The organism is Nocardioides ungokensis (assembly GCF_013466985.1).
Classification (GTDB): Bacteria; Actinomycetota; Actinomycetes; order Propionibacteriales; family Nocardioidaceae; genus Nocardioides; species Nocardioides ungokensis.
This window is the reverse complement of sequence record NZ_CP059164.1, coordinates 174922-195574: the sequence shown is the minus strand read 5'-3', so window position 1 is coordinate 195574 and position 20653 is coordinate 174922. Positions and strand designations below refer to the sequence as shown.

At 71.5% G+C, this 20653-nt stretch carries 22 protein-coding genes and 3 pseudogenes; 8 read left to right on the top strand and 17 right to left on the bottom strand.

Going from position 1 to position 20653, the window contains the following annotated elements:
- Positions 1–204: 204 nt before the first annotated feature.
- The 3 genes from H0S67_RS00945 to H0S67_RS26345 form a co-directional block, all read right to left on the bottom strand.
- On the bottom strand, positions 205–1602 hold the full coding sequence (locus H0S67_RS00945; protein ID WP_180935064.1) for a hypothetical protein: 1398 nt from the start codon (positions 1600–1602) through the stop codon (positions 205–207).
- 684 nt (positions 1603–2286) lie between these two features.
- The gene (locus tag H0S67_RS00940; protein WP_180935063.1) at positions 2287–3972 is read right to left on the bottom strand and encodes a hypothetical protein; all 1686 of its coding nucleotides are present in this window, start codon (positions 3970–3972) and stop codon (positions 2287–2289) included.
- 270 nt (positions 3973–4242) lie between these two features.
- Entirely contained in the window at positions 4243–4368 is a 126-nt protein-coding gene (locus tag H0S67_RS26345) for a hypothetical protein (RefSeq protein WP_281368935.1), read from the bottom strand.
- A 99-nt stretch (positions 4369–4467) separates the two neighbouring features.
- Here H0S67_RS26345 and H0S67_RS00935 point away from each other — a divergent pair, with 99 nt between their 5' ends.
- Positions 4468–4680 carry a hypothetical protein gene (locus H0S67_RS00935; RefSeq protein WP_219635422.1) on the top strand — a complete coding sequence of 71 codons (213 nt, stop codon included), beginning with the start codon at positions 4468–4470 and terminating at the stop codon, positions 4678–4680.
- Positions 4681–4749: 69 nt separating this feature from the next.
- On the opposite strand, the gene H0S67_RS27715 is transcribed toward H0S67_RS00935, so the two are convergent.
- The 3 genes from H0S67_RS27715 to H0S67_RS00920 all read right to left on the bottom strand — a co-directional run bounded on the left by H0S67_RS27715 (position 4750) and on the right by H0S67_RS00920 (position 7879).
- Complete coding sequence (locus H0S67_RS27715; RefSeq protein WP_180935062.1) at positions 4750–6117, bottom strand: 3-oxoacid CoA-transferase subunit A; 1368 nt, start codon at positions 6115–6117, stop codon at positions 4750–4752.
- Positions 6114–7316 carry an acetyl-CoA C-acyltransferase gene (locus H0S67_RS00925; protein ID WP_180935061.1) on the bottom strand — a complete coding sequence of 401 codons (1203 nt, stop codon included), beginning with the start codon at positions 7314–7316 and terminating at the stop codon, positions 6114–6116. Before H0S67_RS00925 ends, H0S67_RS27715 begins: the two co-directional genes overlap by 4 nt.
- A gap of 98 nt (positions 7317–7414) precedes the next feature.
- Positions 7415–7879, bottom strand: a complete 465-nt coding sequence (locus tag H0S67_RS00920; protein ID WP_180935060.1) for a MarR family winged helix-turn-helix transcriptional regulator — start codon at positions 7877–7879, stop codon at positions 7415–7417.
- Between the two features lie 105 nt (positions 7880–7984).
- Here H0S67_RS00920 and H0S67_RS00915 point away from each other — a divergent pair, with 105 nt between their 5' ends.
- Both H0S67_RS00915 and H0S67_RS00910 read left to right on the top strand, forming a co-directional pair.
- Entirely contained in the window at positions 7985–8752 is a 768-nt protein-coding gene (locus tag H0S67_RS00915; RefSeq protein WP_180935059.1) for a pirin family protein, read from the top strand.
- Positions 8753–8781: 29 nt separating this feature from the next.
- Positions 8782–9282 carry a VOC family protein gene (locus tag H0S67_RS00910; RefSeq protein ID WP_180935058.1) on the top strand — a complete coding sequence of 167 codons (501 nt, stop codon included), beginning with the start codon at positions 8782–8784 and terminating at the stop codon, positions 9280–9282.
- 309 nt (positions 9283–9591) lie between these two features.
- On the opposite strand, the gene H0S67_RS23000 is transcribed toward H0S67_RS00910, so the two are convergent.
- The 6 genes and pseudogenes from H0S67_RS23000 to pcaH all read right to left on the bottom strand — a co-directional run bounded on the left by H0S67_RS23000 (position 9592) and on the right by pcaH (position 14220).
- On the bottom strand, positions 9592–10047 hold the full coding sequence (locus tag H0S67_RS23000; RefSeq protein WP_219635421.1) for an IclR family transcriptional regulator domain-containing protein: 456 nt from the start codon (positions 10045–10047) through the stop codon (positions 9592–9594).
- A 142-nt stretch (positions 10048–10189) separates the two neighbouring features.
- Positions 10190–10381, bottom strand: a pseudogene (locus tag H0S67_RS27710) (helix-turn-helix domain-containing protein); the annotation flags it as partial.
- A 27-nt stretch (positions 10382–10408) separates the two neighbouring features.
- The gene (pcaDC, locus tag H0S67_RS00900) at positions 10409–11605 is read right to left on the bottom strand and encodes a bifunctional 3-oxoadipate enol-lactonase/4-carboxymuconolactone decarboxylase PcaDC (RefSeq protein ID WP_246355023.1); all 1197 of its coding nucleotides are present in this window, start codon (positions 11603–11605) and stop codon (positions 10409–10411) included.
- A gap of 8 nt (positions 11606–11613) precedes the next feature.
- On the bottom strand, positions 11614–12846 hold the full coding sequence (locus H0S67_RS00895; protein WP_180935056.1) for a lyase family protein: 1233 nt from the start codon (positions 12844–12846) through the stop codon (positions 11614–11616).
- Between the two features lie 5 nt (positions 12847–12851).
- Positions 12852–13325 carry a protocatechuate 3,4-dioxygenase subunit alpha gene (pcaG, locus tag H0S67_RS00890; protein ID WP_246355022.1) on the bottom strand — a complete coding sequence of 158 codons (474 nt, stop codon included), beginning with the start codon at positions 13323–13325 and terminating at the stop codon, positions 12852–12854.
- 94 nt (positions 13326–13419) lie between these two features.
- Positions 13420–14220: a protocatechuate 3,4-dioxygenase subunit beta gene (gene pcaH / locus H0S67_RS00885; RefSeq protein WP_246355021.1), complete on the bottom strand. Its 801-nt coding sequence runs from the start codon at positions 14218–14220 to the stop codon at positions 13420–13422.
- 71 nt (positions 14221–14291) lie between these two features.
- Between pcaH and H0S67_RS27705 the strand changes: the two are divergent.
- Both H0S67_RS27705 and H0S67_RS00875 read left to right on the top strand, forming a co-directional pair.
- Positions 14292–15040 (top strand): annotated as a pseudogene (locus tag H0S67_RS27705) (IclR family transcriptional regulator).
- Positions 15041–15104: 64 nt separating this feature from the next.
- On the top strand, positions 15105–16304 hold the full coding sequence (locus tag H0S67_RS00875) for a 4-hydroxybenzoate 3-monooxygenase (RefSeq protein WP_219635420.1): 1200 nt from the start codon (positions 15105–15107) through the stop codon (positions 16302–16304).
- A 30-nt stretch (positions 16305–16334) separates the two neighbouring features.
- On the opposite strand, the gene H0S67_RS00870 is transcribed toward H0S67_RS00875, so the two are convergent.
- Both H0S67_RS00870 and H0S67_RS00865 read right to left on the bottom strand, forming a co-directional pair.
- Positions 16335–16784, bottom strand: coding sequence for a PGPGW domain-containing protein (locus tag H0S67_RS00870; RefSeq protein WP_180935054.1), 450 nt, complete (start codon positions 16782–16784; stop codon positions 16335–16337).
- Positions 16785–17076: 292 nt separating this feature from the next.
- Positions 17077–17766, bottom strand: a complete 690-nt coding sequence (locus H0S67_RS00865) for a response regulator (RefSeq protein ID WP_180935053.1) — start codon at positions 17764–17766, stop codon at positions 17077–17079.
- A gap of 145 nt (positions 17767–17911) precedes the next feature.
- On the opposite strand from H0S67_RS00865, the gene H0S67_RS00860 reads away from it, so the two are divergent.
- The 3 genes from H0S67_RS00860 to H0S67_RS00850 all read left to right on the top strand — a co-directional run bounded on the left by H0S67_RS00860 (position 17912) and on the right by H0S67_RS00850 (position 19313).
- Positions 17912–18637: a response regulator gene (locus H0S67_RS00860; protein ID WP_180935052.1), complete on the top strand. Its 726-nt coding sequence runs from the start codon at positions 17912–17914 to the stop codon at positions 18635–18637.
- 63 nt (positions 18638–18700) lie between these two features.
- Positions 18701–18838 (top strand): hypothetical protein, encoded by a 138-nt coding sequence (locus tag H0S67_RS00855; protein WP_180935051.1) that lies wholly within the window; start codon positions 18701–18703, stop codon positions 18836–18838.
- Positions 18819–19313, top strand: a complete 495-nt coding sequence (locus H0S67_RS00850; RefSeq protein WP_180935050.1) for a TetR/AcrR family transcriptional regulator — start codon at positions 18819–18821, stop codon at positions 19311–19313. Before H0S67_RS00855 ends, H0S67_RS00850 begins: the two co-directional genes overlap by 20 nt.
- Positions 19314–19421: 108 nt before the next feature.
- Here the strand turns inward: H0S67_RS00850 and paaI are convergent, their stop codons facing one another.
- The 3 genes and pseudogenes from paaI to H0S67_RS22985 all read right to left on the bottom strand — a co-directional run.
- Complete coding sequence (paaI, locus tag H0S67_RS00845) at positions 19422–19856, bottom strand: hydroxyphenylacetyl-CoA thioesterase PaaI (RefSeq protein ID WP_219635419.1); 435 nt, start codon at positions 19854–19856, stop codon at positions 19422–19424.
- Complete coding sequence (locus tag H0S67_RS22990) at positions 19853–20158, bottom strand: 3-hydroxyacyl-CoA dehydrogenase family protein (protein ID WP_219635418.1); 306 nt, start codon at positions 20156–20158, stop codon at positions 19853–19855. Before H0S67_RS22990 ends, paaI begins: the two co-directional genes overlap by 4 nt.
- Before the next feature lie 51 nt (positions 20159–20209).
- Positions 20210–20652: pseudogene (locus H0S67_RS22985) on the bottom strand (3-hydroxyacyl-CoA dehydrogenase family protein); the annotation flags it as partial.
- Position 20653 lies beyond the last annotated feature (1 nt).

The window sequence follows — 20653 nt, the reverse complement described above, 5'->3', positions numbered from 1 at the left end:
GGGTCTTGTGAGCCTGGTGTTGAGCTTAAGGGCGACATAGTCGCAGTGGCCCTGCATGAAGCTGTCGAGGTCGTCGCCCTTAGGCCGGTACTGGCATGGCAGTTCCCTTGCGGACCCTCCCCAACAGGTGGCTTCGCGAGACCGAAGTGGCATAGCGCTTCGCGCTGTGTGTGGGCATAGAGGCACAGCCCGGGTGGCTGCCCCCTACAGGTCCATGCCTTCCAAGAACCGTCTCGCTTCTTCGTCGTTGCGGCGACCCTCATCGCGGTACGAGTCCGCGACCGAGCGGAGGGCTCCAGCAGTCCTGGGGTGAGTCGCCTCGACTCGCGCCGCCCACGCGTCGTACTGCTGTGCCAGGTCGTACTCCTGCTTGCCGCCATCGGTCATCCCACGAGACGTAACGCCTCGCTTGTTGTGCAGGCCGATGATGAAGCCTCGCTCGAAACGATCGTTGGGCGCGGCCTCCAGAACGTTTCTGACAGCACGGGCGGGGAACGTCCCATCGCTCTCGCTGGGCGAATGGGCGAACACCTCGCCGATCTGCAACTCGCCGAGTTCAAGGTGGCCGGTCTCACTGAGGAGGGCGCGAACGTCGTGTAGCCAGGATTCCAACTTCTCCTGTTCCACGACCCCGTCCTCATTGGTGCCTGGCACCATGCGCCATTCCCGAAGGAGGCGATAAGCGTTGGCGGCCAGTTCCGGGTCCACACGAGGCGGCTCCGATTCGTTCCCCTCGACCGAAGGCTTGAACGCGTATTCGACGAGTTGAACGAAAGACGCCGGGTCCCGCGCCACAAGGCGATGAAGAGACTTCGCCCGGGATTCGTCATGCAGCACCGGAAGGAACTTCCACTCGAGTCGCGCCAAGACCGACTCATCAACGCTATGCAGACGCAAGTAGTCGAGGAGGGTCGTGAGGTCGTACTCAGAGACGCGGCCGACCTCGGGGTCTTCGGCGTTTCCGAACTCGTTTAGTGCATCTACTACGACGTCCACCTCGACGGCATCGCGCCTCGCGTACAGGCTCAGGGCGTCTACCGCCATTGCGGCTCTGCCGTGTCGCAGAAGTTGTCTGGCCGCTTCACTCGCGTGGGGGAAGTCAGCGCCTCGTCCATACGGCGCAAACTCAGCCCAATACGCGCTGTCAACTTCCTCGGGAAGGTCGATAAGCATGGCCCAGGCGTCCTGAACGTCATCCAGGGTCAGAAGCAATCGGGCCTGAGCAACAGGCCGCCCCGCGAATTGTGCGACCCACTGGCGAATCATCCGTGCTTCTCGGCCGCGGCGCATACGCGCGAAGCCGTCAGAGAACTGAACCAGCGACGTGTCCTCGCTATCGAGCAGGGACAACGCCTCCATGTCGAACTCCCCTCCCGACCGGGCGAGCGCTGAACCCACGGCCCATGGCAGTTTTGCGACCTGCGCCAGCGCGGTCACGCCTGGGAGCCCTTCCTCCGCGATGATCTGCGTTACTGCGCGTTCGCGCGCCAGGTCGACCTCCCGCTCACGGGCTTCAAAGTCATCACGAAGTGACGCGCCCAGATCTGGGTGCCAGTCATCGAAGAGCCAGCGGTGCTGCTCGCTAGCGCGAACGGGTCGCACGCGCTCAGCGATAGCGGCGAGACTCGTGAGCCACTCTTCAGCGACGGACCAGTCCGCATCCGGGAACTCGCGGTGACGACGAATGAAGTCTTCGAGCGCGCTCCAGATCGCCTTGGACTCGTCCTGCTGCAGACCCTCTGTGTTGAGTTTTCTCGAGGTCAGCTATCGCCGCGCTACGGCTCGCCTCGGGCAGTCGGTCGAACTCTGTTATGACCTCCGTCCAGCGGGCGGGCTCGGCCGACGCGAGGCGGAGCACGCGTTCGGCAACCGCCTCGACCACCCCGAAGTACTCGCCGTAGGTGATGGCACGTTCGCCTTCACCCGCCCAGTCGCGGAAACGAGGGCGGTGCGTGGGCATACCCACGGCGTGATGCTCTGGCAGGAGCGAAAGCAGGAGTTTCCAAGTCACGTCCTCATGGCGCTCCAACAACGCGTCTAGCGTCATGATTCGCGTTTCAGTGGGCGCGGACGTCTGTGGGAGCCAGGGACGGAATATCCCTTGAAGGCTGCTAGACGGTCGATTGGACAACCTGCCACCAGGATCCAACTCGGCCAGCTGAGCCAGAATCTCCGATGCGAAACCTACGTGGCGACTCGACCACGCGACGCACTCCAGAGCCCAGAGGAGGCCCGTGTGCGGACTGCTGACATGCCATGAATCGCTTTGATCTCGGAACAACTTCGCTAGCAGGGGATCGTTGCCACTGACTGCCTCGGCGGCGAACCGCAGGAAGACGTCTGGCGCCGCCTCGGCGAGTAGCGGAAGCACGTCCTCAATCGACGCCACAGATGGGCAGAAGGGTCATCATTGGCCCGTCGTAGCAGGCTCCAGACCACCTTCTCGGCCCACTGGCGCGCCGACCGGCCACCAGCGAGCCGCGTCTCGTCACCGTGACTGCCTAGCAGGGCGATTGATCGCGCCAGACCCTTTCGAAGGTCCGTCGAATGAACGCGCACCTTCCCGTAGATCCCGGCAGTCCAGCGTTCATCAGGAGGTAGTTCGAGGCTTGGGTCCACGGCGGCCAGCACCGTCTGTACTGCCAGCTCTAGTGCTTCGAGGTCCGCCTCGCGAATGGCGTGACGGGCTGTTCGCCAGGAGTCCTCGGGTGAAACCACAGCCCAGGTCGAGCCCACTCGCGTGAAGAGGGGGTCCGGCTGACGGATCACACTTTGGAGGCGCTCCTCAATGTCCTCCGGCGGACCGCCTGTGAGTGCTTCAAGCACCTCCACATCACCGCTGCGTAGTTGACTCCACGCACCAGCCAGCCAGGCGCGGCGCACCAGGCGATCCGAGAGGTCGTTGGCCCACTCATCAGGACCTGGCTGCCCCGACTTGGCGGACACACGCTGAAGAGCCAGAAGGCTCTTGTGGCCCGCTCTGACGTACCGGCCCAAGTCCGCGTCGGGCACCCCGGCATCCCGCAGCGCGGCCTCCAGAGTCAGATGGTCGAGGGGCGGAAGTTCGATGGTCGCGTCGCCCTCAGTAACGATAAAGACGACGTGGTGGTTCGCGATTTGTTGTGCTTCGCGCTGCAAGTGCTCCTCGTACGGGAGGAGGATCAACAACCGGGATGCGCTGTCCAAGCGCCGGAGCGTGATCCCGTCGTGGACGAGGAGAGACCGCGAAAGCATCGGCTCTGCGTCGTCGGGCTCCTGGGCCAGCATCGTGCAGGCCGCGAAGGCTAGTCCGTCGTCAACGCTCGCTGCCTTGATGAAGGTCTTCCCAACGTCCGGCGAGAGGCGACGCAGCAGTTCCGCCGCTTCGTTCTCGCGGCCAGCGAGCACGACCGCCGGAGTCAACCGCGGGTCAAACCCTCCTGAGAATCGACGCCACCAGTCTTCGATGGTCACTGCCCCGAGAGCTGGCATGTCGAGGAGTTCAGACAACCAGATACGAACCGCCGCTGCCTCATCGAGCGCCTGCTCGATGTCATCTGCGTCGAGGACTCGAACGTCCTTCCACTTGCCCTCCTCGCGGCGCTTCTGTTCCCAGTCCTTCTTCTTGCGCCACCGCCGAGGCGTCACAAACACGAAGGTGGTGGTGGGCATGTCGACCCCAAGCGGGTTCGCTGTTCGCGTCTTATAGTCGTCGGTCGCCTTGCCTGCGGGGTCTTTGTCGACACCCATCTCCCAGACGCTTAGTCCCGCCGGGACGAACGAGGTCGCCCGCGTGGCTTCGACAACTCCGTCGAATCCAGGGAGCCCGACGCCCTCTCCGCCCCGCATCTCGATCCGCTGTACCTGGTCGTTCTCATGGCGTATTAGGCGACGCACCAGTCTGGGCAAGTCGGACTGCGCAGACCTTTGATCGGCCCAACGGACCACGTCCGTGCCGTCGGCGAGATGCGGAAGCCCGCCTGCACTGCCCATGTACCTACGCCTCCTAGCCTGAGCCTAACGGCCGGGACAGCCCCCGGCATCAGTTGTGCTCTTCGGTGAGTCCCGCAAACCCCACGTTCGGCGCCAGCAGGTCGAGGCACGCCACGGCAGCAGAGGCAACGCTCCTAGGGGCGCAGATCATCGCGTCATAGTGGGCGAAGTGACGCGCGATCTCTCGTGATGAGGACGCGGCCGGTGGAGGTCAATGGTTGTGCGGTGAAGAGTGGGCCGTGGCGCAGCCTCACCTCCACGACCTGGCGCTTACTCGGTCAGGAGCGAGCACCAGCTGTCGGTGATGGTCTCCAGCGCGACGTCGCGCTCGACGTTGGTGTCCCAGCCCTCGAGCGCCCAGCGGCGGGAGAGGAACTCGACCTGGGCGAAGGCCAACGGCCGATCCTCGTCGCCAGCACCGCGTCGGACGGGTCCGTCGACTGGCCGGCCGCGCTCGCGGCGTACGAGGCGGTCCGTCCCGAGCACTGCCGCCGCGTGGTGCTCACGGCCCGCGCCTGGGGCGAACTGTGGCACCTCGACGGGGCGGCCCGGCGGCAGCGCAACGTCCTGCTCCGCGGCCGGCAGACGCGCGACTACGCGTGGACCGACTGGGTCTACGGCCCGACGGCGCTGACGCCCGACCAGGAGCCGGAGCTGTACCCGCTCGTCCCCCTGGCCTCGGCCGACGACCTGCACCCGGTGGGGTGAAGGCCTCCCGGGACGTCATACGTTCTGGGGCCCAGGGGCCACGATTCGTATGACGTCCGGGCCGGGCCCTCAGTCCTCCAGGCGTCGCAGGGGTACGTCGAGGCGGGCGGCGAGGTCGTCGTACGAGATCCCGAAGGTCTCCAGCACGGTGACCCCCTGCGCGCCGACCCGGAAGACCGCGACGTCGGTGTAGACCCGGTCCACGCAGCCCAGCCCGGTCAGCGGGTAGGTGCACCCGGGCACCAGCTTGGGCGTGCCGTCCTTGGCGAAGAGCGTCATCATCACCAGCACCTGCTTGGCGCCGATGGCGAGGTCCATCGCCCCGCCGACGGCCGGGATCGCGTCCGGCGCACCGGTGTGCCAGTTGGCGAGGTCGCCCGCACCCGAGACCTGGAAGGCGCCGAGCACGCACACGTCGAGGTGGCCGCCGCGCATCATCGCGAACGAGTCCGCGTGGTGGAAGTACGACGCCCCGGGCAGCTCGGTGACCGGGATCTTGCCGGCGTTGGTGAGGTCGGGGTCGATGTCGTCGCCGGTCGCGGCGGGGCCCATGCCGAGCATGCCGTTCTCGGTGTGGAGCACCACGCCGGAGTCGGCGGGCAGGAAGTCGGCGACCTTGGTGGGCTGACCGATGCCGAGGTTGACGAACGAGCCGGGCGGGATGTCGCGGGCGACGATCCCGGCCATCTCGTCGCGGCTCAGCGGCCCCCGGTCGGTGTGCTCGACGGTGCGGTCGCGGGTGTCCACGGTGGTCACGAGGCCTCCTGCTGGCGGACGGCGCCGCACCGCGACGACGCGGTCGACGTAGATGCTGGGCGTCACCACGGCCTCCGGGTCCAGCGACCCGGTCTCCACGACCTGCGAGACCTGGACGATCGAGGTGGTGGCCGCGGTGGCCATCACCGGCCCGAAGTTGCGGGCCGTCTTGCGGTAGACGAGGTTGCCCATCCGGTCGGCGACATGCGCGCCGATCAGCGCGACGTCGCCGCGGATCGGGAGCTCGAGGACGTAGGTGCGGCCGTCGATCTCGCGGACCTCCTTGCCCTCCGCGAGCGGCGTGCCGACCCCGGTCGGGGAGAAGAACGCCCCGATCCCGGCCCCTGCGGCGCGCATCCGCTCGGCGAGGTTGCCCTGCGGCACCACCTCGAGCTCGATCCTGCCGGCCCGGTAGAGCCCGTCGAAGACCCACGAGTCGGACTGACGGGGGAAGGAGCAGACCATCTTCCGGACCCGTCCGGCCGCGAGCAGCGCGGCCAGGCCGGTGTCGCCGTTGCCGGCGTTGTTGGACACCACGGTCAGGTCGGTGGCGCCCTGCCGGATCAGCGCGTCGATCAGGTCGACGGGCATCCCGGCCATGCCGAACCCGCCGATCAGCACCGTCGAGCCATCGGCGACGTCGGCGACCGCCTCGTCGGGGCTCTCGCAGATCAGTGTCATCGGGTCTCCGCCACGTTCTCGAGCACCACCGCGAGCGCCTGGCCCACACCGATGCAGATCGCCGCGACGCCCCACCGCTCGCCGGAGTCGCGGAGCCGGTGCGCCAGGGTGCCCAGGATCCGGCCGCCGGAGGCGCCGAGCGGGTGCCCGATGGCGATCGCGCCGCCCTTGGCGTTGACGATGTCGGGGTCGACCTTCCAGGCGTCGACGCAGGCCAGCGACTGCACCGCGAAGGCCTCGTTGAGCTCGATCGCGCCGACGTCCGACCAGCCGATGCCGGCCCGGCGCAGCGCCTGCTCGGCCGCCTCGACCGGCGCGAAGCCGAAGGCCTGCGGCTCCAGGGCGTGTACGCCGCGGCCCGCGACCCGGGCCAGCGGTGCCAGGCCGATCCGGCCGGCGGCCGCCTCCGAGCCGATCAGCACGGCGGAGGCGCCGTCGTTGAGCGGGGAGGCGTTGCCGGCCGTGATCGTGCCGTCGGGGCGGAACGAGGGCTTGAGGCCGGCGAGCTTCTCGGCGGTGCTGCCGGGACGGATCCCCTCGTCGCGGGCGAGGTCGACCTGCCCATCCTTGGCGGAGACAGCCACCACCAGGTCGTCGTAGAAGCCGGCGGTCCACGCCGCGTCCGCGAGGTTGTGCGAGCGGGCGGCGAACTCGTCCTGCCGCTCGCGGGAGATCGAGAACCGCTCCTGCAGCTGCTCGTTGGCCTCGCCCAGCGAGACGGTCCACTCCTTCGGCATCCGCTCGTTGACCAGCCGCCAGCCCAGGGTCGTGGACACGGCGGTGACGTTGCCGGCCGGGAAGGCCCGCGAGGGCTTCGGCAGCACCCACGGCGCGCGGGTCATCGACTCCACGCCGCCAGCCACGACCACCTCGGCGTCGCCGGTCTCGATGACGCGGGAGGCCATCATCGCGGCGTCGAGCGAGGAGCCGCAGAGCCGGTTGACCGTCGTGGCGGAGACGCTCACCGGGAGCCCGGCCAGCAGCACGGCCATCCGGCCGACGTTGCGGTTGTCCTCACCGGCGCCGTTGGCGTTGCCCCAGACCACGTCGCCGATCTCGGCCGGGTCGAGGTCGGGTGCCTTGGCCAGCACCCCCGTGAGGGCGGTCGCGGCGAGGTCGTCGGGACGGACCTCGGCCAGGGCACTGTTGAAGCGGCCGAACGGCGTACGGGCGGCGGCGTACACGAAGGACGAGGTCACCAGGAGCTCCCCATTGGTCGTTGTTGTGTGTTCGCGATGCGAACACTGGTTCGCTGGACGAACACATCATGCCACGGGTGAACCGCGAGGGGAACCCCTCAGGCGTCCTCGAGCCGCCCGAGGACCTTGGAGGTGATCGCCTCGAGCGAGGCGACCTCGGCCGGTGTCAGCGCGTCGAACACCAGCGACCGGACGGTCCGGACGTGACCGGGCGCCGCGGCCTCGATGGCCGCCCGACCCTCGGGCGTGAGCACCACGAAGGCGCCCCGACCGTCGTCGCCGCACTCCTCGCGGGCGACCAGGCCCCGTCGCTCCATGCGCGTGACGTGGTGGGAGAGCCGGCTGCGCTCCCAGCCGAGCGCGGCGGCGAGCGCCGAGACCCGCACCCGCCCGTCCTCGGTGTCGGTCAGCTGGACCAGCACGTCGAAGTCCTGCAGCGAGAGGTCGGAGTCCCGCTGGAGCTGGCGGTTGAGGGCCGCCGGCAGGCGGGAGCCCATCGCCAGCCAGGCCCGCCAGGCCTGCTGCTGCCGGTCGTCGAGCCAGGGGGTCTCGTCGGCGCTCATGCGCTCAGTCTAGCGGGAATGGTTGACATGTCACGCATGTTGGGAGATCGTGAAGGTGATACGTCACCGGCACGGACCACCACCCGCCCCGGACCGAGGAGAAGCATGGCCACCATCGAGCTCAACCCGAACGTCGAAGTCCGTCGTGCCGAGACCCGCTTCAAGAGCGACTTCGGCTGGCTGGACTCCAAGCACTCGTTCTCGTTCGGCCACCACTACGACCCGGCCAACACCCACCACGGACTGCTGCTGGTCAACAACGACGACATCGTCGACCCCGGCACCGGTTTCGAGACCCACCCCCACCAGGACATGGAGATCGTGACCTGGGTGCTGCAGGGCTCGCTGGTCCACCAGGACTCCACCGGCCACAACGGCGTGATCTACCCCGGCCTGGCCCAGCGGATGAGCGCCGGCACCGGCATCCTGCACTCGGAGAAGAACGACTCCTGGCGCCTCGGCGGCGACGAGCACCGCGACCCCGTGCACTTCGTGCAGATGTGGGTACTCCCCGACGAGCAGGGCATCACGCCCGGCTACGAGCAGCTCGAGATCGACGACGCGCTGCTCTCCGGCGGCCTGGTCCCGGTCGCGTCCGGCATGGACCGCCACGACGGCGAGGCCGCGATCCGGATCGCCAACAAGTACGCCGCCCTGTACGCCGCCCGCCTGCAGCCCGGACAGTCCGTCGAGCTGCCCGAGGCGCCGTTCCTGCACCTGTTCGTGCCCCGCGGCTCGGTGACGCTGGAGGGGGCCGGCGCGCTGGCGACCGGCGACTCGGTGCGCTTCACCGCCACCGGCGGCCAGCGGGTGACCGCGAGCGAGCCCGCGGAGATCCTGGTGTGGGAGATGCACGCCACCGTGGCCGCCTGACACGATCGAGACCGACGAAGGAGCTGGAGATGACCGAGCAGCGAGACCTGACCGCCCTCGAGGCCGAGCGTGCGCGGATCCGCACGGCGTACCTCCGACCGGCCGGTGAGCGGGCCCCCTCGTCCGCGCGCGGACTGCACCACACGGCGCTGATCAGCAGCGACGTGGAGCGGACCGTGCGGTTCTACCAGGACGTGCTGGAGTTCCCGCTGACCGAGCTGATCGAGAACCGCGACTACGAGGGCTCCTCGCACTTCTTCTTCGACATCGGCAACGGCAACCTGCTGGCGTTCTTCGACTTCCCCGGCCTCGACGTGGGGCCGTACGCCGAGGTGCTCGGCGGCCTGCACCACATGGCGATCTCGGTCGATCCCGCGAAGTGGGAGCACCTGGTCGGCAAGCTCGAGGCCGCCGGGGTCGAGCACGAGGTGCACAGCGGGGTGTCGGTCTACTTCCGCGACCCCGACGGGGCGCGCATCGAGCTGATCGCCGACCCGCTCGGGGAGATGTACGGCACCCAGGTGCTCTGACGTCCGGGCGGCCCACCGGCGGTGAGCTGGCCACCGAATCCACCGACCAAACGGTGGCTGACCCACCGCCCGACCGGGCCGGCGCACCCCAGCGGTGAGCTGGCCACCGAATCCGGCGGCCAAACGGTGGCTCACCCACCGCCCGACCAGGCCAGCGCAACCCGGCGGTGAGGCGGCCACCGAATCCACCGACCAAACGGTGGCTCACCCACCGCCCGACCGGGCCAGCGCACCCCAACGGTGACCTGGCCACCCAATCCGGCGGCCAGACGGTGGCTCACCCACCGCCCGACCGGGCCAGCGCGCGGGTCAGACCTGCAGGCCGGCCGAGGCCAGGTCGTCGCTGATCGCGCGGGCGGCGGCGACCACGGCGTCGACGTACCCCTCCGGCATCTCGGGGTGCGCCTGCGCGGAGGTGGAGACGTTGACGGCGGCGACCACCCGGTCGTCCCGGTCGCGCAGCGGGGCGGCCACCGACCGCAGCCCCGCCTCGAGCTCCTGGTCGACCAAGGCCCAGCCCTGCTCGCGCACCCGGTCCAGCTCGGCCCGCAGCGACGCGGCGTCGTGCAGGGTGCGGCCGGTGAGCGCGTCGAGCGAGGCCCGCTCGAGATAGGCGTCCAGCGCCGCTGCCGGCAGCCCGGCGAGCAGCACGCGGCCCATCGAAGTGGCGTACGCCGGGAAGCGGGTGCCGACCGTGATGCCGACGGTCATGATCCGCCGGGTCGCGACCCGCGCGACGTACACGATGTCGTCGCCGTCGAGCACGGCCGCCGAGGTCGACCCCCAGCCGCGCGGAGAGCTGTTCGAGGTGCGGCTGGACCAGCTGCGGCAGCCCGAGCCCGGAGAGGTACGCCGTACCGAGGCGCAGCACCTGCGGGGTCAGCGCGAACTGCTTGCCGTCGAAGCGGACGTAACCCAGCTCGACCAGCGTGTGCAGGAACCGCCTCGCCGTCGCCCGGGTCAGCCCGGTCCGGGTCGCGATGTCGCTCAGCGTCATCGACGGGTGGTCGGCGTCGAAGGCCGTGATGACCGAGAGCCCCCGCGCCAGCGACTGCACGAACTGGTCGCCCGGGGGCGTGCGCACGTCGGGGTCGGTCATGCGAGGGAGCATAGGGCCGCCGGACGGCTACGCGTCCCCCATCTCCTCCAGCACCTGCTGCGCGACCCGGTACGCCGTGTTGGCGTCCGGCACGCCGCAGTAGATCGCGCACTGGAGCAGCACCTCCTTGATCTCCTCGACGCTCAGCCCGTTGGTCCGGGCGGCCCGCACGTGCATCGCCAGCTCCTCGTGGTGGCCTCGGGCGACCAGCGCGGTGAGCGTGATGATCGACCGGGACCGGCGGTCCAGGCCGGGGCGGGTCCAGACCGATCCCCAGGCGTACTGCGTGATCAGCTCCTGGAAGTCGCGCGTCAGGTCGGTGGTCCCGGCGACTGCCCGGTCGACGTGCGCGTCGCCGAGCACCTCGCGCCGCACCGCCATGCCGGCCTCGCGCACCTCCCGCACGGTGCGGTCGTCGGACGACCCGGACACAGGCGCCTCCCCCAGCAGGTGCTCCCGGATCAGTCGGGCCACCACCTCCGGGGCCTCGGCCGGGGCCAGGTGGGCGACGCCGTCGAGCACCTCGAGCCGCCCGTCCTTCACCCCGTCGGCGATCTCCCGCAGGTTCTCGACCGTTGTGGTCACGTCCTCGGCACCGGCGACCGCCAGCACCGGCGCGGTGATCTCGCCCAGCCGGTCGCGCACGTCGAAGTCCGCGAGCGCACCGCACACCGCGACGTACCCCTCGTCGCCGGCCTCCTGCAGCGCGTGCAGCAGCGCAGACCCGCGCGCGGGCTCGCGCTCGAGGAAGCCGGCGCCGAACCACCGCTCCGCCGACCCCGGCACCATCACCGGCGTGCCCGACAGGCTGACCTGGGCCATCCGGCCCGTCCACGACTCGTGCGTCGCGATTCGCGCGCCGGTGCACAGCAGCACGGCGGCCGACACCCGGGCGGGGACGTCGAGCAGCAGCTGCAGCCCGACCGTGCCCCCGACCGAGTCGCCGGCGTAGAAGAAGGTGTCGTCGCCGCGCTCGGCCTGGACGTCGTCGACCACCCGCAGCACGCCGGCGGCCAGCTCGGCCATCGTGAACGGCTCCTCAGGCACCGCGCGGTTGTGCCCGTGGCCGGGCAGGTCCCAGGCGAGCACGTCGAACGCCTCGGTCAGGCCGGCGCCGGCGCACGCCGTCCACAGGGTCGCCGCGGAGGTGCCCAGCGACGGGCCGAGCACCAGCAGCGGCAGCTCGGCGCGGTGGCGGGCGCCGGTCAGGCGGACGGCGGTCACGGCCGGGATCATCGGTTCTCCTGCAGGTGGGTGCGGGCGCGGGCGAGGGCGGCGTCGACGATCCTGCTCGTCGTGCCGAGGTAGTGGTGGGCGGGCGCCCGGCCAGCAAGGTCGGCCATGCCGCGCTGCTCGGCGCGCAGGTCGTCGAGCGCGGCGTCGTGGGTGGCGCGCATCCGGTCCGCGTGGACCTCCAGCCCGTCGAGGAGCGCGGTGGTCTGGGAGGCCGCGACCGCCGTACGCCGGGCCAGGTCCCGCAACGGGGCCCACTCGGCGTGCCAGCCGCCGTCGGCGCGTTCGTCGACCGACTCGGTGGCGGCGAGGTGCAGGGTGGCGCCCAGCTGCGGCGCGGTCAGCGCCGCCCGGCGCACCAGCGTCGAGAGCACCGGGTTGGCCTTGTGCGGCATCGTCGACGACCCGCCGCCGGCGCCCTCCGACAGCTCCCCGATCTCGGGGCGCGAGAGCACCAGCACGTCGTTGGCGATGCGGCCCCAGGCGTCGGTGCACCCCACCAGCGCGTCGCCGATCCGGGTGACGTGGGCCCGGTTGGTGTGCCACGGGTCGGTCGCGGCGAGGCCGAGCCGGTCGGCGACGCCGACCGCGAGGTCGTCGGCCACCTGCCCCGGGTCGTCCAGCCCGGCGGCGAGCTCGACCCAGGCCGCGCGGGTGCCGGCCGCGCCGCCGAGCTGGGCCGGCCACCGCAGCGCGGTCACCGCGTCGTAGGCGTCGAGGACCCCGCCGAGCCAGCCGGCGGCCTTGAGCCCGAAGGTGAGGGGTACGGCGTGCTGGGTCAACGTCCGCGCCGCCATCAGCGTGCCGGCGTGCCCGTCGGCCAGGTCGGCGAGGCGCCCCACCTGGGCGGTCAGCTCGCCACGGACGACCTCGACGGCGTCGCGCACGCAGAGCAGCAGACCGGTGTCGAGCACGTCCTGGCTGGTCAGTCCCCGGTGCAGCCACCGGGCCGCGTCGGGGTTGCGCCCCTCCACGCGTGAGCGGAGCAGGCCCACCAGCCCGATCACCGGGTTGCCGCCGGACTCAGCCCCGGTCGCGATCGCCTCGACGTCGTCGGGCCCGACCGGGTCGACGAGGTCGGCCAGGTCGTCCTTCGCCGCGGCCGGGGCCACGCCCGCCTCGACGAGCGCGGACAACCACGCCGCCTCGACGCGCACCATCGCGGCCAGCAGCGCCGGGCCGGACATCAGCCCGCCGGCGCGCTCGTCCCCGGGCCAGAAGAGGTCACTCACGTGAGTCAGTGTCGCGGATAGGTGAGGAAGACCGTCTCGTCCTCGCCCTGGAGCCGGATGTCGAAGGCGAACCCGTGCTCGTCGGCGGCCGCGACCAGCGTGCCCCGTCGGGCGGGATCGACCGACGACAGCAGCGGGTCGGCGGCGAGCACCGACTCCTCCGCGGGCAGGTAGGCGCGGGTGAACAGCCGGTTGAGCAGGCCGCGGGCGAAGACCGTGACGGCGACGTACGCCGCAGCGCCCGGCGCGGTCGGGCCCGGCCGCAGCGTGGTGAACGAGTAGTGCCCGGTGTTGTCGGTGCCGCAGCGCCCCCAGCCGGTGAACGTGAACCCGTCGCGGTGCAGCGACCCGGGCTCGCGCACCACCCGGCCGGCGGGGTCGGCCTGCCAGATCTCGATGAGCGCGTCCGGCACCGGGTTGCCGGCCCCGTCGAGCACGCGGCCGTGCAGCCTGATCGCGTCGGGGTGGCCCGGGGGCACCAGCGTCGCGTCGCCGTAGTGTACGGCAGGGCGTAGCCGTAGAACGGCCCGATGGTCTGGCCGGGCGTCGCCACCAGGTCTCCGGGGATGCGGCTCATGCCTCCACCTCGTCTTCCCTCGGGGTGTGGTGGGCGCCGGTGAGCACGATGTCCCAGCGGTAGCCGGTGCTCCACTCGGGCCGGGTCACGTCGTGGTCGTAGGTCGCGACCAGCCGGTCGCGGGCGCGCTGGTCGGTGATCGCCTGGTAGATCGGGTCGAGCGCGAAGAGCGGGTCGCCCGGGAAGTACATCTGGGTGACCATCCGCTGGGTGAACTCGGTGCCGAAGAGCGAGAAGTGGATGTGCGCCGGCCGCCACGCGTTGCGGTGGTTCTTCCACGGGTAGGGCCCGGGCTTGATCGTGGTGAAGGAGTAGGTGCCGTCCGTGTCGGTGAGGCAGCGCCCGACGCCGGTGAAGTTGGGGTCGATCGCCGCCGGGTGCTGGTCGCGCTTGTGGATGTAGCGCCCGCCGGCGTTGGCCTGCCAGATCTCGACGAGCTGGTGCCGCACCGGCCGCCCGTCGCCGTCGAGCACCCGCCCGGTCACGACCATCCGCTCCCCCACGGGCTCGCCGCGGTGCTGGATGGTCAGGTCGGCCTCGAGCGGGTCGACGTCCTGGTGGCCGAAGGCCGGCGCCCACAGCTCGATCCCCTCGGGGTCGGCGTGGTGCAGGTCCTTGGTCGGGTGCCGCAGCACGCTGGAGCGGTAGGGCGGGTAGTCCAGCCGCGGCTGGGTCTCCACGCCATCCGGTCCAGAGGGGGCGTCGCGCTCGTAGGCCTTGGCGATCTGCTGGATCTCCTCGCTCACCTCGGCCTGCGTCGAGGCGGCCGCGTCGGAGGACGCACGGTTGTCGGTCACGGCACCGACGGTACGGCGACGCGCGGCGTGACGACGAGCACCCATTTCCGTTCAGTGGAAGACTCGTGGCCATGGCCGGCAACTCCTCGACCCCGGGCAGCAGCGTCACCTCGCGGGCGCTGGCGCTGCTGCTCGGCGCCTTCGACGAGCAGCACCGCCGGCTCACGCTGACTGAGCTCGCGGACCGCGCCGGGCTCCCGGTCGCCACCGCGCACCGGCTGGTCGCCGAGCTGGTCGCCTGGGGCGCGCTGGCCCGCACACCGACGGGTGAGTACGTCGTGGGCAGGCGGCTGTGGGACGTCGGCCTGCTGGCCCCGGTGCAGACCGGGCTGCGGCAACTCGCCTCGCCGTACCTCCACGACCTGTACGCCGCCACCCTCGCCACCGTGCACCTCGCCGTGCGCGACGGCGTCGAGGTGCTCTACCTCGACCGGCTCGCCGGGCACGCGTCCGTGCCGGTGGTCAGCCAGATCGGCTCCCGGCTGCCGCTGCACGCCACCGGGTCGGCAAGGTGCTGCTCGCCCACGCCCCGCCCGAGGTGCAGGCCACGGTGATGGCCGACCTGGCCCGGGTCACGCCCTACACCGTCACCCAGCCGGGGCTGCTGCGCCGCCAGCTCGCGCGGGTGCTGCGCGAGGGCTACGCGACCACCGTCGAGGAGATGAGCCTGGGCGCCTGCTCGGTCGCGGTGCCGATCCGCCGCCGCGACGCGGTCGTGGCCTCGCTCGGCATCGTGGTGCCCACCCTGAAGAAGGACCGCCCGCGCCTGGTCGCCGCCCTCCAGGTGGCCGCCCAGAGCATCGGTCGCAACATCGCCTGACCGGCTTCCACCCAGCGGAAGCCCGGCGTGGCCAGTGCGGGAGCCGCGGGGCTTGACTCGCACCATGACCACTTCGGCCACCGGCGACCTGCGCACCCGGGTCGCGATCATCGGCGCCGGCCCGGCCGGCATGCTGCTCTCCCACCTGCTCGCCAGCGAGGGCGTCGAGTCGGTCGTCGTGGAGTCGCGCTCGCAGGAGTACGTCGCCGGGCGGATCCGCGCGGGCATCCTCGAGCAGTCGACCGTCGACCTGCTCCGCTCCGCCGGCCTCGCCGACCGGCTGGCCCGCGAGGGCCACGAGCACCGGGGGATCTACCTGCAGTGGCCGCACGAGCGCCACCACCTCGACTTCGTGGACCTGACCGGCCGCTCGGTGTGGGTCTACGGCCAGACCGAGGTGCAGAAGGACCTCGTCGCGGCCCGGACCGCCGCCGGCCAGCAGGTGCACTACGAGGTGTCCGACACCGCCCTGCACGACGTGGACACCGACCACCCGTCGGTGACGTTCGCCGACTCCGACGGGCGGCCGCGCCGGGTCACCGCCGAGGTGGTGGTCGGCTGCGACGGGTCGTTCGGGCCGAGTCGCGCCGCGGTGCCCGACGGCGTACGCAGCACCTGGGAGAAGACCTATCCCTACTCCTGGCTCGGCATCCTCGCCGACGTGCCGCCCTCGACCGACGAGCTCATCTACGCCTGGCACCCCGACGGCTTCGCGATGCACTCGATGCGGTCCTCGACGGTCTCGCGGCTCTACCTCCAGGTGCCCAACGGCACCGACGCGCAGAGCTGGTCCGACGACCGGATCTGGGAGTCCCTGGCCACCCGCCTCGGGCACGGCCAGGACGGGTGGCAGCTCACGCCCGGGCCGATCACGGAGAAGAGCGTGCTGCCGATGCGCTCCTACGTGCAGACCCCGATGCGGCACGGGCGGCTCTTCCTGGCGGGCGACGCGGCCCACATCGTGCCGCCCACCGGGGCCAAGGGGCTCAACCTCGCGGTGGCCGACGTCGGCCTGCTCGCCCCCGCGCTGGTCGACCTGCTGAGCAAGGACGACGCCCGGTTGGCGGACGCCTACTCGGCCACCGCCCTCCGCCGGGTCTGGCGCTGCACCCACTTCTCGTGGTGGATGACCACGATGCTGCACACCAGCGGCGACCCGTTCGACGAGCAGCTCCAGCTCTCCCAGCTGCGCTGGGTCACCTCGAGCGCGGCCGGGGCCACCGGACTGGCCGAGAACTACGCCGGGCTGCCGATCGGCTTCTGACCGACGCCGCCCTGTCGGGCGTTGCCGGTGTCAGGCGGCGCTCGGGTTGCCCTCGCCGCCCTTGTCGTGGAAGCGCCGGTAGCTGTAGACGATCATCCCGATCGCGAAGATCCCCGACGCCACCTGGGTGGAGCCGGTGCCCCAGCCCCCGACCAGCCACCACTTCTCCTCGATCGGCCACCAGCCCGGGGCCGGCGGGTGCCAGATCCACAGGAGGCCTGCGGCGATGATGAGGAGCGCGATCGTCGTGGACAGCACGATCCGCGGCCAGGTCTCCACGCTCTCGGCGGCAGCCTTAAGGGCACGCTCCTTGACCGGCTCGACGCGGCGCTCGGCCCACTCGTACTGCTGGGAGAGCAGCGCCAGGCCGGCGAAGATGGCCAGCAGCCCTGGCCCCGGCAGGACCAGGGCGGCGATGCCGGCCACGACCAGCACCCAGCCGAGGGTCTCCAGGGCGACCCGCCGGGCAGCTTGCTTCATGGGAGCAGCCTCTCAGATCCCCGGTCACCGCACCCCCGCGTTCTCCGAACCGGGGCCGGGCCCGACCCGATGAGTTGCCGCTAACGGGGGATCGCGGACTGGTCACCGGGCCGGGCGACCGGAAGGCCGCACGTCACCGATGCGGTGCGGTGCAGGGGTCACCGCCTCGCCTCCGGCCGAGGTCCGGCACGCCCCAATTCTGGGACCGCGCGGGCGCGCATGCCTGAGCCGTCGGACCGGTTCCGCATGGCACCGAGGTACTACCTCCGGCCGGAAAGTCCCGATCGGCGGCTCACCGCCCCGGCAGCAGCCCCTCGCGCACGGCGATGGACAGCGCCTCGAGCTTGGAGTGGGCGCCGAGCTTCGCCGAGAGGTTCGCGACGTGGTTGCGCACCGTGTGCACGCTCACCACCAGGCGCTCGGCGATGGCAGCGTTCGAGAGGCCCTCGGCGACGAGCCCCAGGACCTCGCGCTCGCGCTCGGTCAGCTCCTGGTGGCGAGGGCGGCCCGACGGTGAGAGCCGGGGCAGCAGTCGCGCCAGCAGCTCGGGCGAGATCACCGCCTCGCCGCTGGCCGCGGCGCGCACCGCGGAGGTCAGCTCCCCCAGGCTGCGCGTCTTGGACACGAAGCCGGAGGCCCCGGCCTCGATCGCGGCCACGAGGACGTGGTCGGCGGCGCTCGCGGTGAGGACGACGACCTTGATGCTCGGACGCAGCGCCCGCAGCTCCGAGATGGCGGCCACCCCGTCGCCGTCCGGCAGCCGGTGGTCGAGCAGCACCACGTCCGGTGCCGTCGTGACGATCATCGCCCGGGCACGCTCGAGGGTGCCGGCGACCCCCACGCTCGCCAGGTCCGGCTCCTCGTCGAGGACGCGGGCGAGGCTGGACGCGAGCACCTCGTGGTCGTCGACGACCAGCACCCGGGTGACCGGCGCCTCGATCTCCGCGTGCGCCTCGTCAGCCGAACTGGAGTGCGTGCTCACCGAGGACCTCCTCCGTGGGTCGCCTCCCCGATCTGCCGGCGACCCTCGTCTAGTACCAACGTACTAGACGGGTAGTGCCCGAGGGGCCTACGCGAGGACGCGACAGCCGCCACCATGAGGGGAGCGGGGCACCGAGAGGAGGGCCATGTCGCGCATCCGCGTGGTCATCGCCGACGACGACGTCGGCATTCGCAGCGCGCTCGAAGACGTGCTGGACGCCGATCCCCGCTTCAGCGTGGTCGGCTCCGTCGCCACCGGCCAGGAGCTGCGGACCGTGGCCCGGGCAGTCGCACCCCACGTGGTGCTGCTCGACATCCGGATGCCCGGTGGCGGTCCCGAAGCCGCTCGGGCGCTGCTCGAGGACTGTCTCCCCGACGGGCGCCGCCCCCTCGTGGTGATCGCGGTCTCCGCGCACACCGCGGTGACGAACGTCGTGTCGATGCTCCGCGCCGGGGCGGTCGGCTACCTCGCCAAGGGGCGCCTCGCCGCGCTGCCCGACCTGGTGGCGCGCTGCGCCGACGGGGAGGTCGTGCTGGCGGTGCCGGGCGCCGCCGAGGCGCTGCGCCAGCTCACCCGGGACGACCTCGCCGCGGCCGGCCGGTCCTGCGATGAGCTGCCTGCGATGAGGGAGCACCCGCCCTTCGGTCAGGAGCTGCGCGCGCCCGTGGCCAACCTGCTCCGCTACGTCGAGCTGCTCCGCGATGGGGCCGCCGGCGAGCTCAACCACAGCCAGCTGACGCTGCTGGCCCGGGCGGAGGGCAGCGCGCAGCAGCTGCTCGCCATGGTGGAGGAGTTGCAGCGCGAGGAGAGCCTCGACGACGTCACCGAGGTCTACTTCGGGGACGGCGAGGTCCATCTCGACGCGTCGTAGGCCGCCGCGTCGGGGTCGCCGATCCCGGCCTGCCCGGGCCTGCGCCTGTGGCATCCTTCCCGCATGACCGAGCCGGCGAGCGAGACGGGCGGCGCCCGTCGCGGCCGACCCGGGCACGACCAGGAGACGGTGCTGCGTCGGGCCGTGGAGCTGTTCAACCGGCGGGTACGACGGCACCAGCATGGGCGACCTGGCCCGTGAGCTCGGCTTCTCCAAGTCGGCGATCTACCACCACGTGCCGAGCAAGTCCCACCTCCTCGAGCAGGCGCTCGACGAGGCCCTCGACGGGCTGACCGCGGTCATCTCCGCGGCCGAGCAGAACACCTCGGTCGGCGCCTACGAGCGGCTGCGGCAGGTGGTCCACCAGAGCGTCGAGGTGCTCGTCGCCCACCAGCCGGCGGTCACCCTGCTGCTGCGGGTGCGCGGCAACAGCGACGTGGAGCTGACCGCCCTGCGCCGGCGCCGCGAGCTCGACGCCCGCCTGGCCGCCCTGGTGCAGGCCGCCATCGCCGAGGGCTCGCTGCGCGACGACGTGGCCCCCGACCTGGTCAGCCGCCTGCTCTTCGGCATGGTCAACTCGCTCGTCGAGTGGTACCGCCCCGGCGGCCCGGTCGACGCCGAGGCCGTCTCGGACGCCATCACCACGATCGCGTTCGACGGGCTGCACGCGGGCTGACCGGCTGCAGGTTTCCCCGGCTGGCCGGTGAAACCGTTGCTTGTCGGCCATTACTTCGGCTGACAACCACAGGAGTCACCGGCCAGCCGGTGACTCCTGCACCAACCCCTAGCCCTCGATCGAGCGCCCCAGCGACCGGCTGCGCCCGCGGAACTCGGCCACCACGGTCTCCCCGGACTCGTCGCCGCGGCGCACGGTCACGTCGTACAGCCCGGAGCGGCCGCGCAGGGCGCGCTCCTCGGCGGTGGCCACGAGCACGTCACCGAGCCGGCCGGACTCGAGGAAGGTGACGTCGAACCCGGCCGCGACCGTCACCTGGCCGTGGGAGTTGCAGGCGACCGCGAAGGCACTGTCGGCCAGCGAGGCGATCAGCCCGCCGTGGCAGACGTCCCAGCCGTTGACCATGTCGGCCCGCACGGTCATCGACACGACCGCGCGGCCCGGCGCCACCGACACCAGCTCCATGCCGAGCGCCCGCGACGCAGCGTCGTTGTCCCACATCACCTTGGCGCTCTGCTCCGCCAACGCCTGCTCGTCGCTCACCACGTGTAGAAGCCCTCCCCGGTCTTCCGCCCCAGCTTCCCGGCCGCGACCAGGTCACGCAGGATCTGCGGCGGCTCGAAGCGCGGGCCGACCTCGCGGGCGAGGTGCTCCGCGATCGCGAGGCGTACGTCGAGGCCCACCAGGTCGGTGGTGCGCAGCGGCCCCACCGGGTGCCGGTAGCCCAGCGTCATCGCGGTGTCGATGTCGGCGGCCGAGGCGACCCCCTCCTCGAGCATCCGCATCGCCTCCAGCGCGATCGCGACCCCGAGCCGGCTGCTCGCGAACCCCGGCGAGTCGGTCACCGTGATCGCGGTCTTGCCCAGGGCCTCGACCCAGCCCTGGGCGGCGGCGACCAGGTCGGAGTCGGTCCTGGAGCCGACCACGATCTCGACCAGGTCGCTGGCCGGCACCGGTTGAAGAAGTGCAGGCCGAGGAACCGCTCGGGCGAAGCGAGCCCGGCGGCGATGCCGTCGATCGACAGCGAGCTGGTGTTGGTGGCGAGCACCGCCTCGGGGGCGGCCGCCTCGACGGCCGCGAGCACGCGCACCTTGAGGGCCGGGTCCTCGGGCACCGCCTCGACCACCAGCCCGGCGCCGGCGAGCTCGCCGGCGTCGGTGGTCACCAGGAGCTGCTCGAGGTGCCCCGCCAGCGGCCCGCCGAGCTTTCCGCGCTCCTCCGCCCGCTGCAGGCTCGCAGTCACCCGGTCCCTGGCGGCGTCGGCGGCCGCCTGATCGTTCTCCACCACGGTCACCGCGGTGCCGGCGACCAGGAACGCGTGCGCGATCCCGGCCCCCATC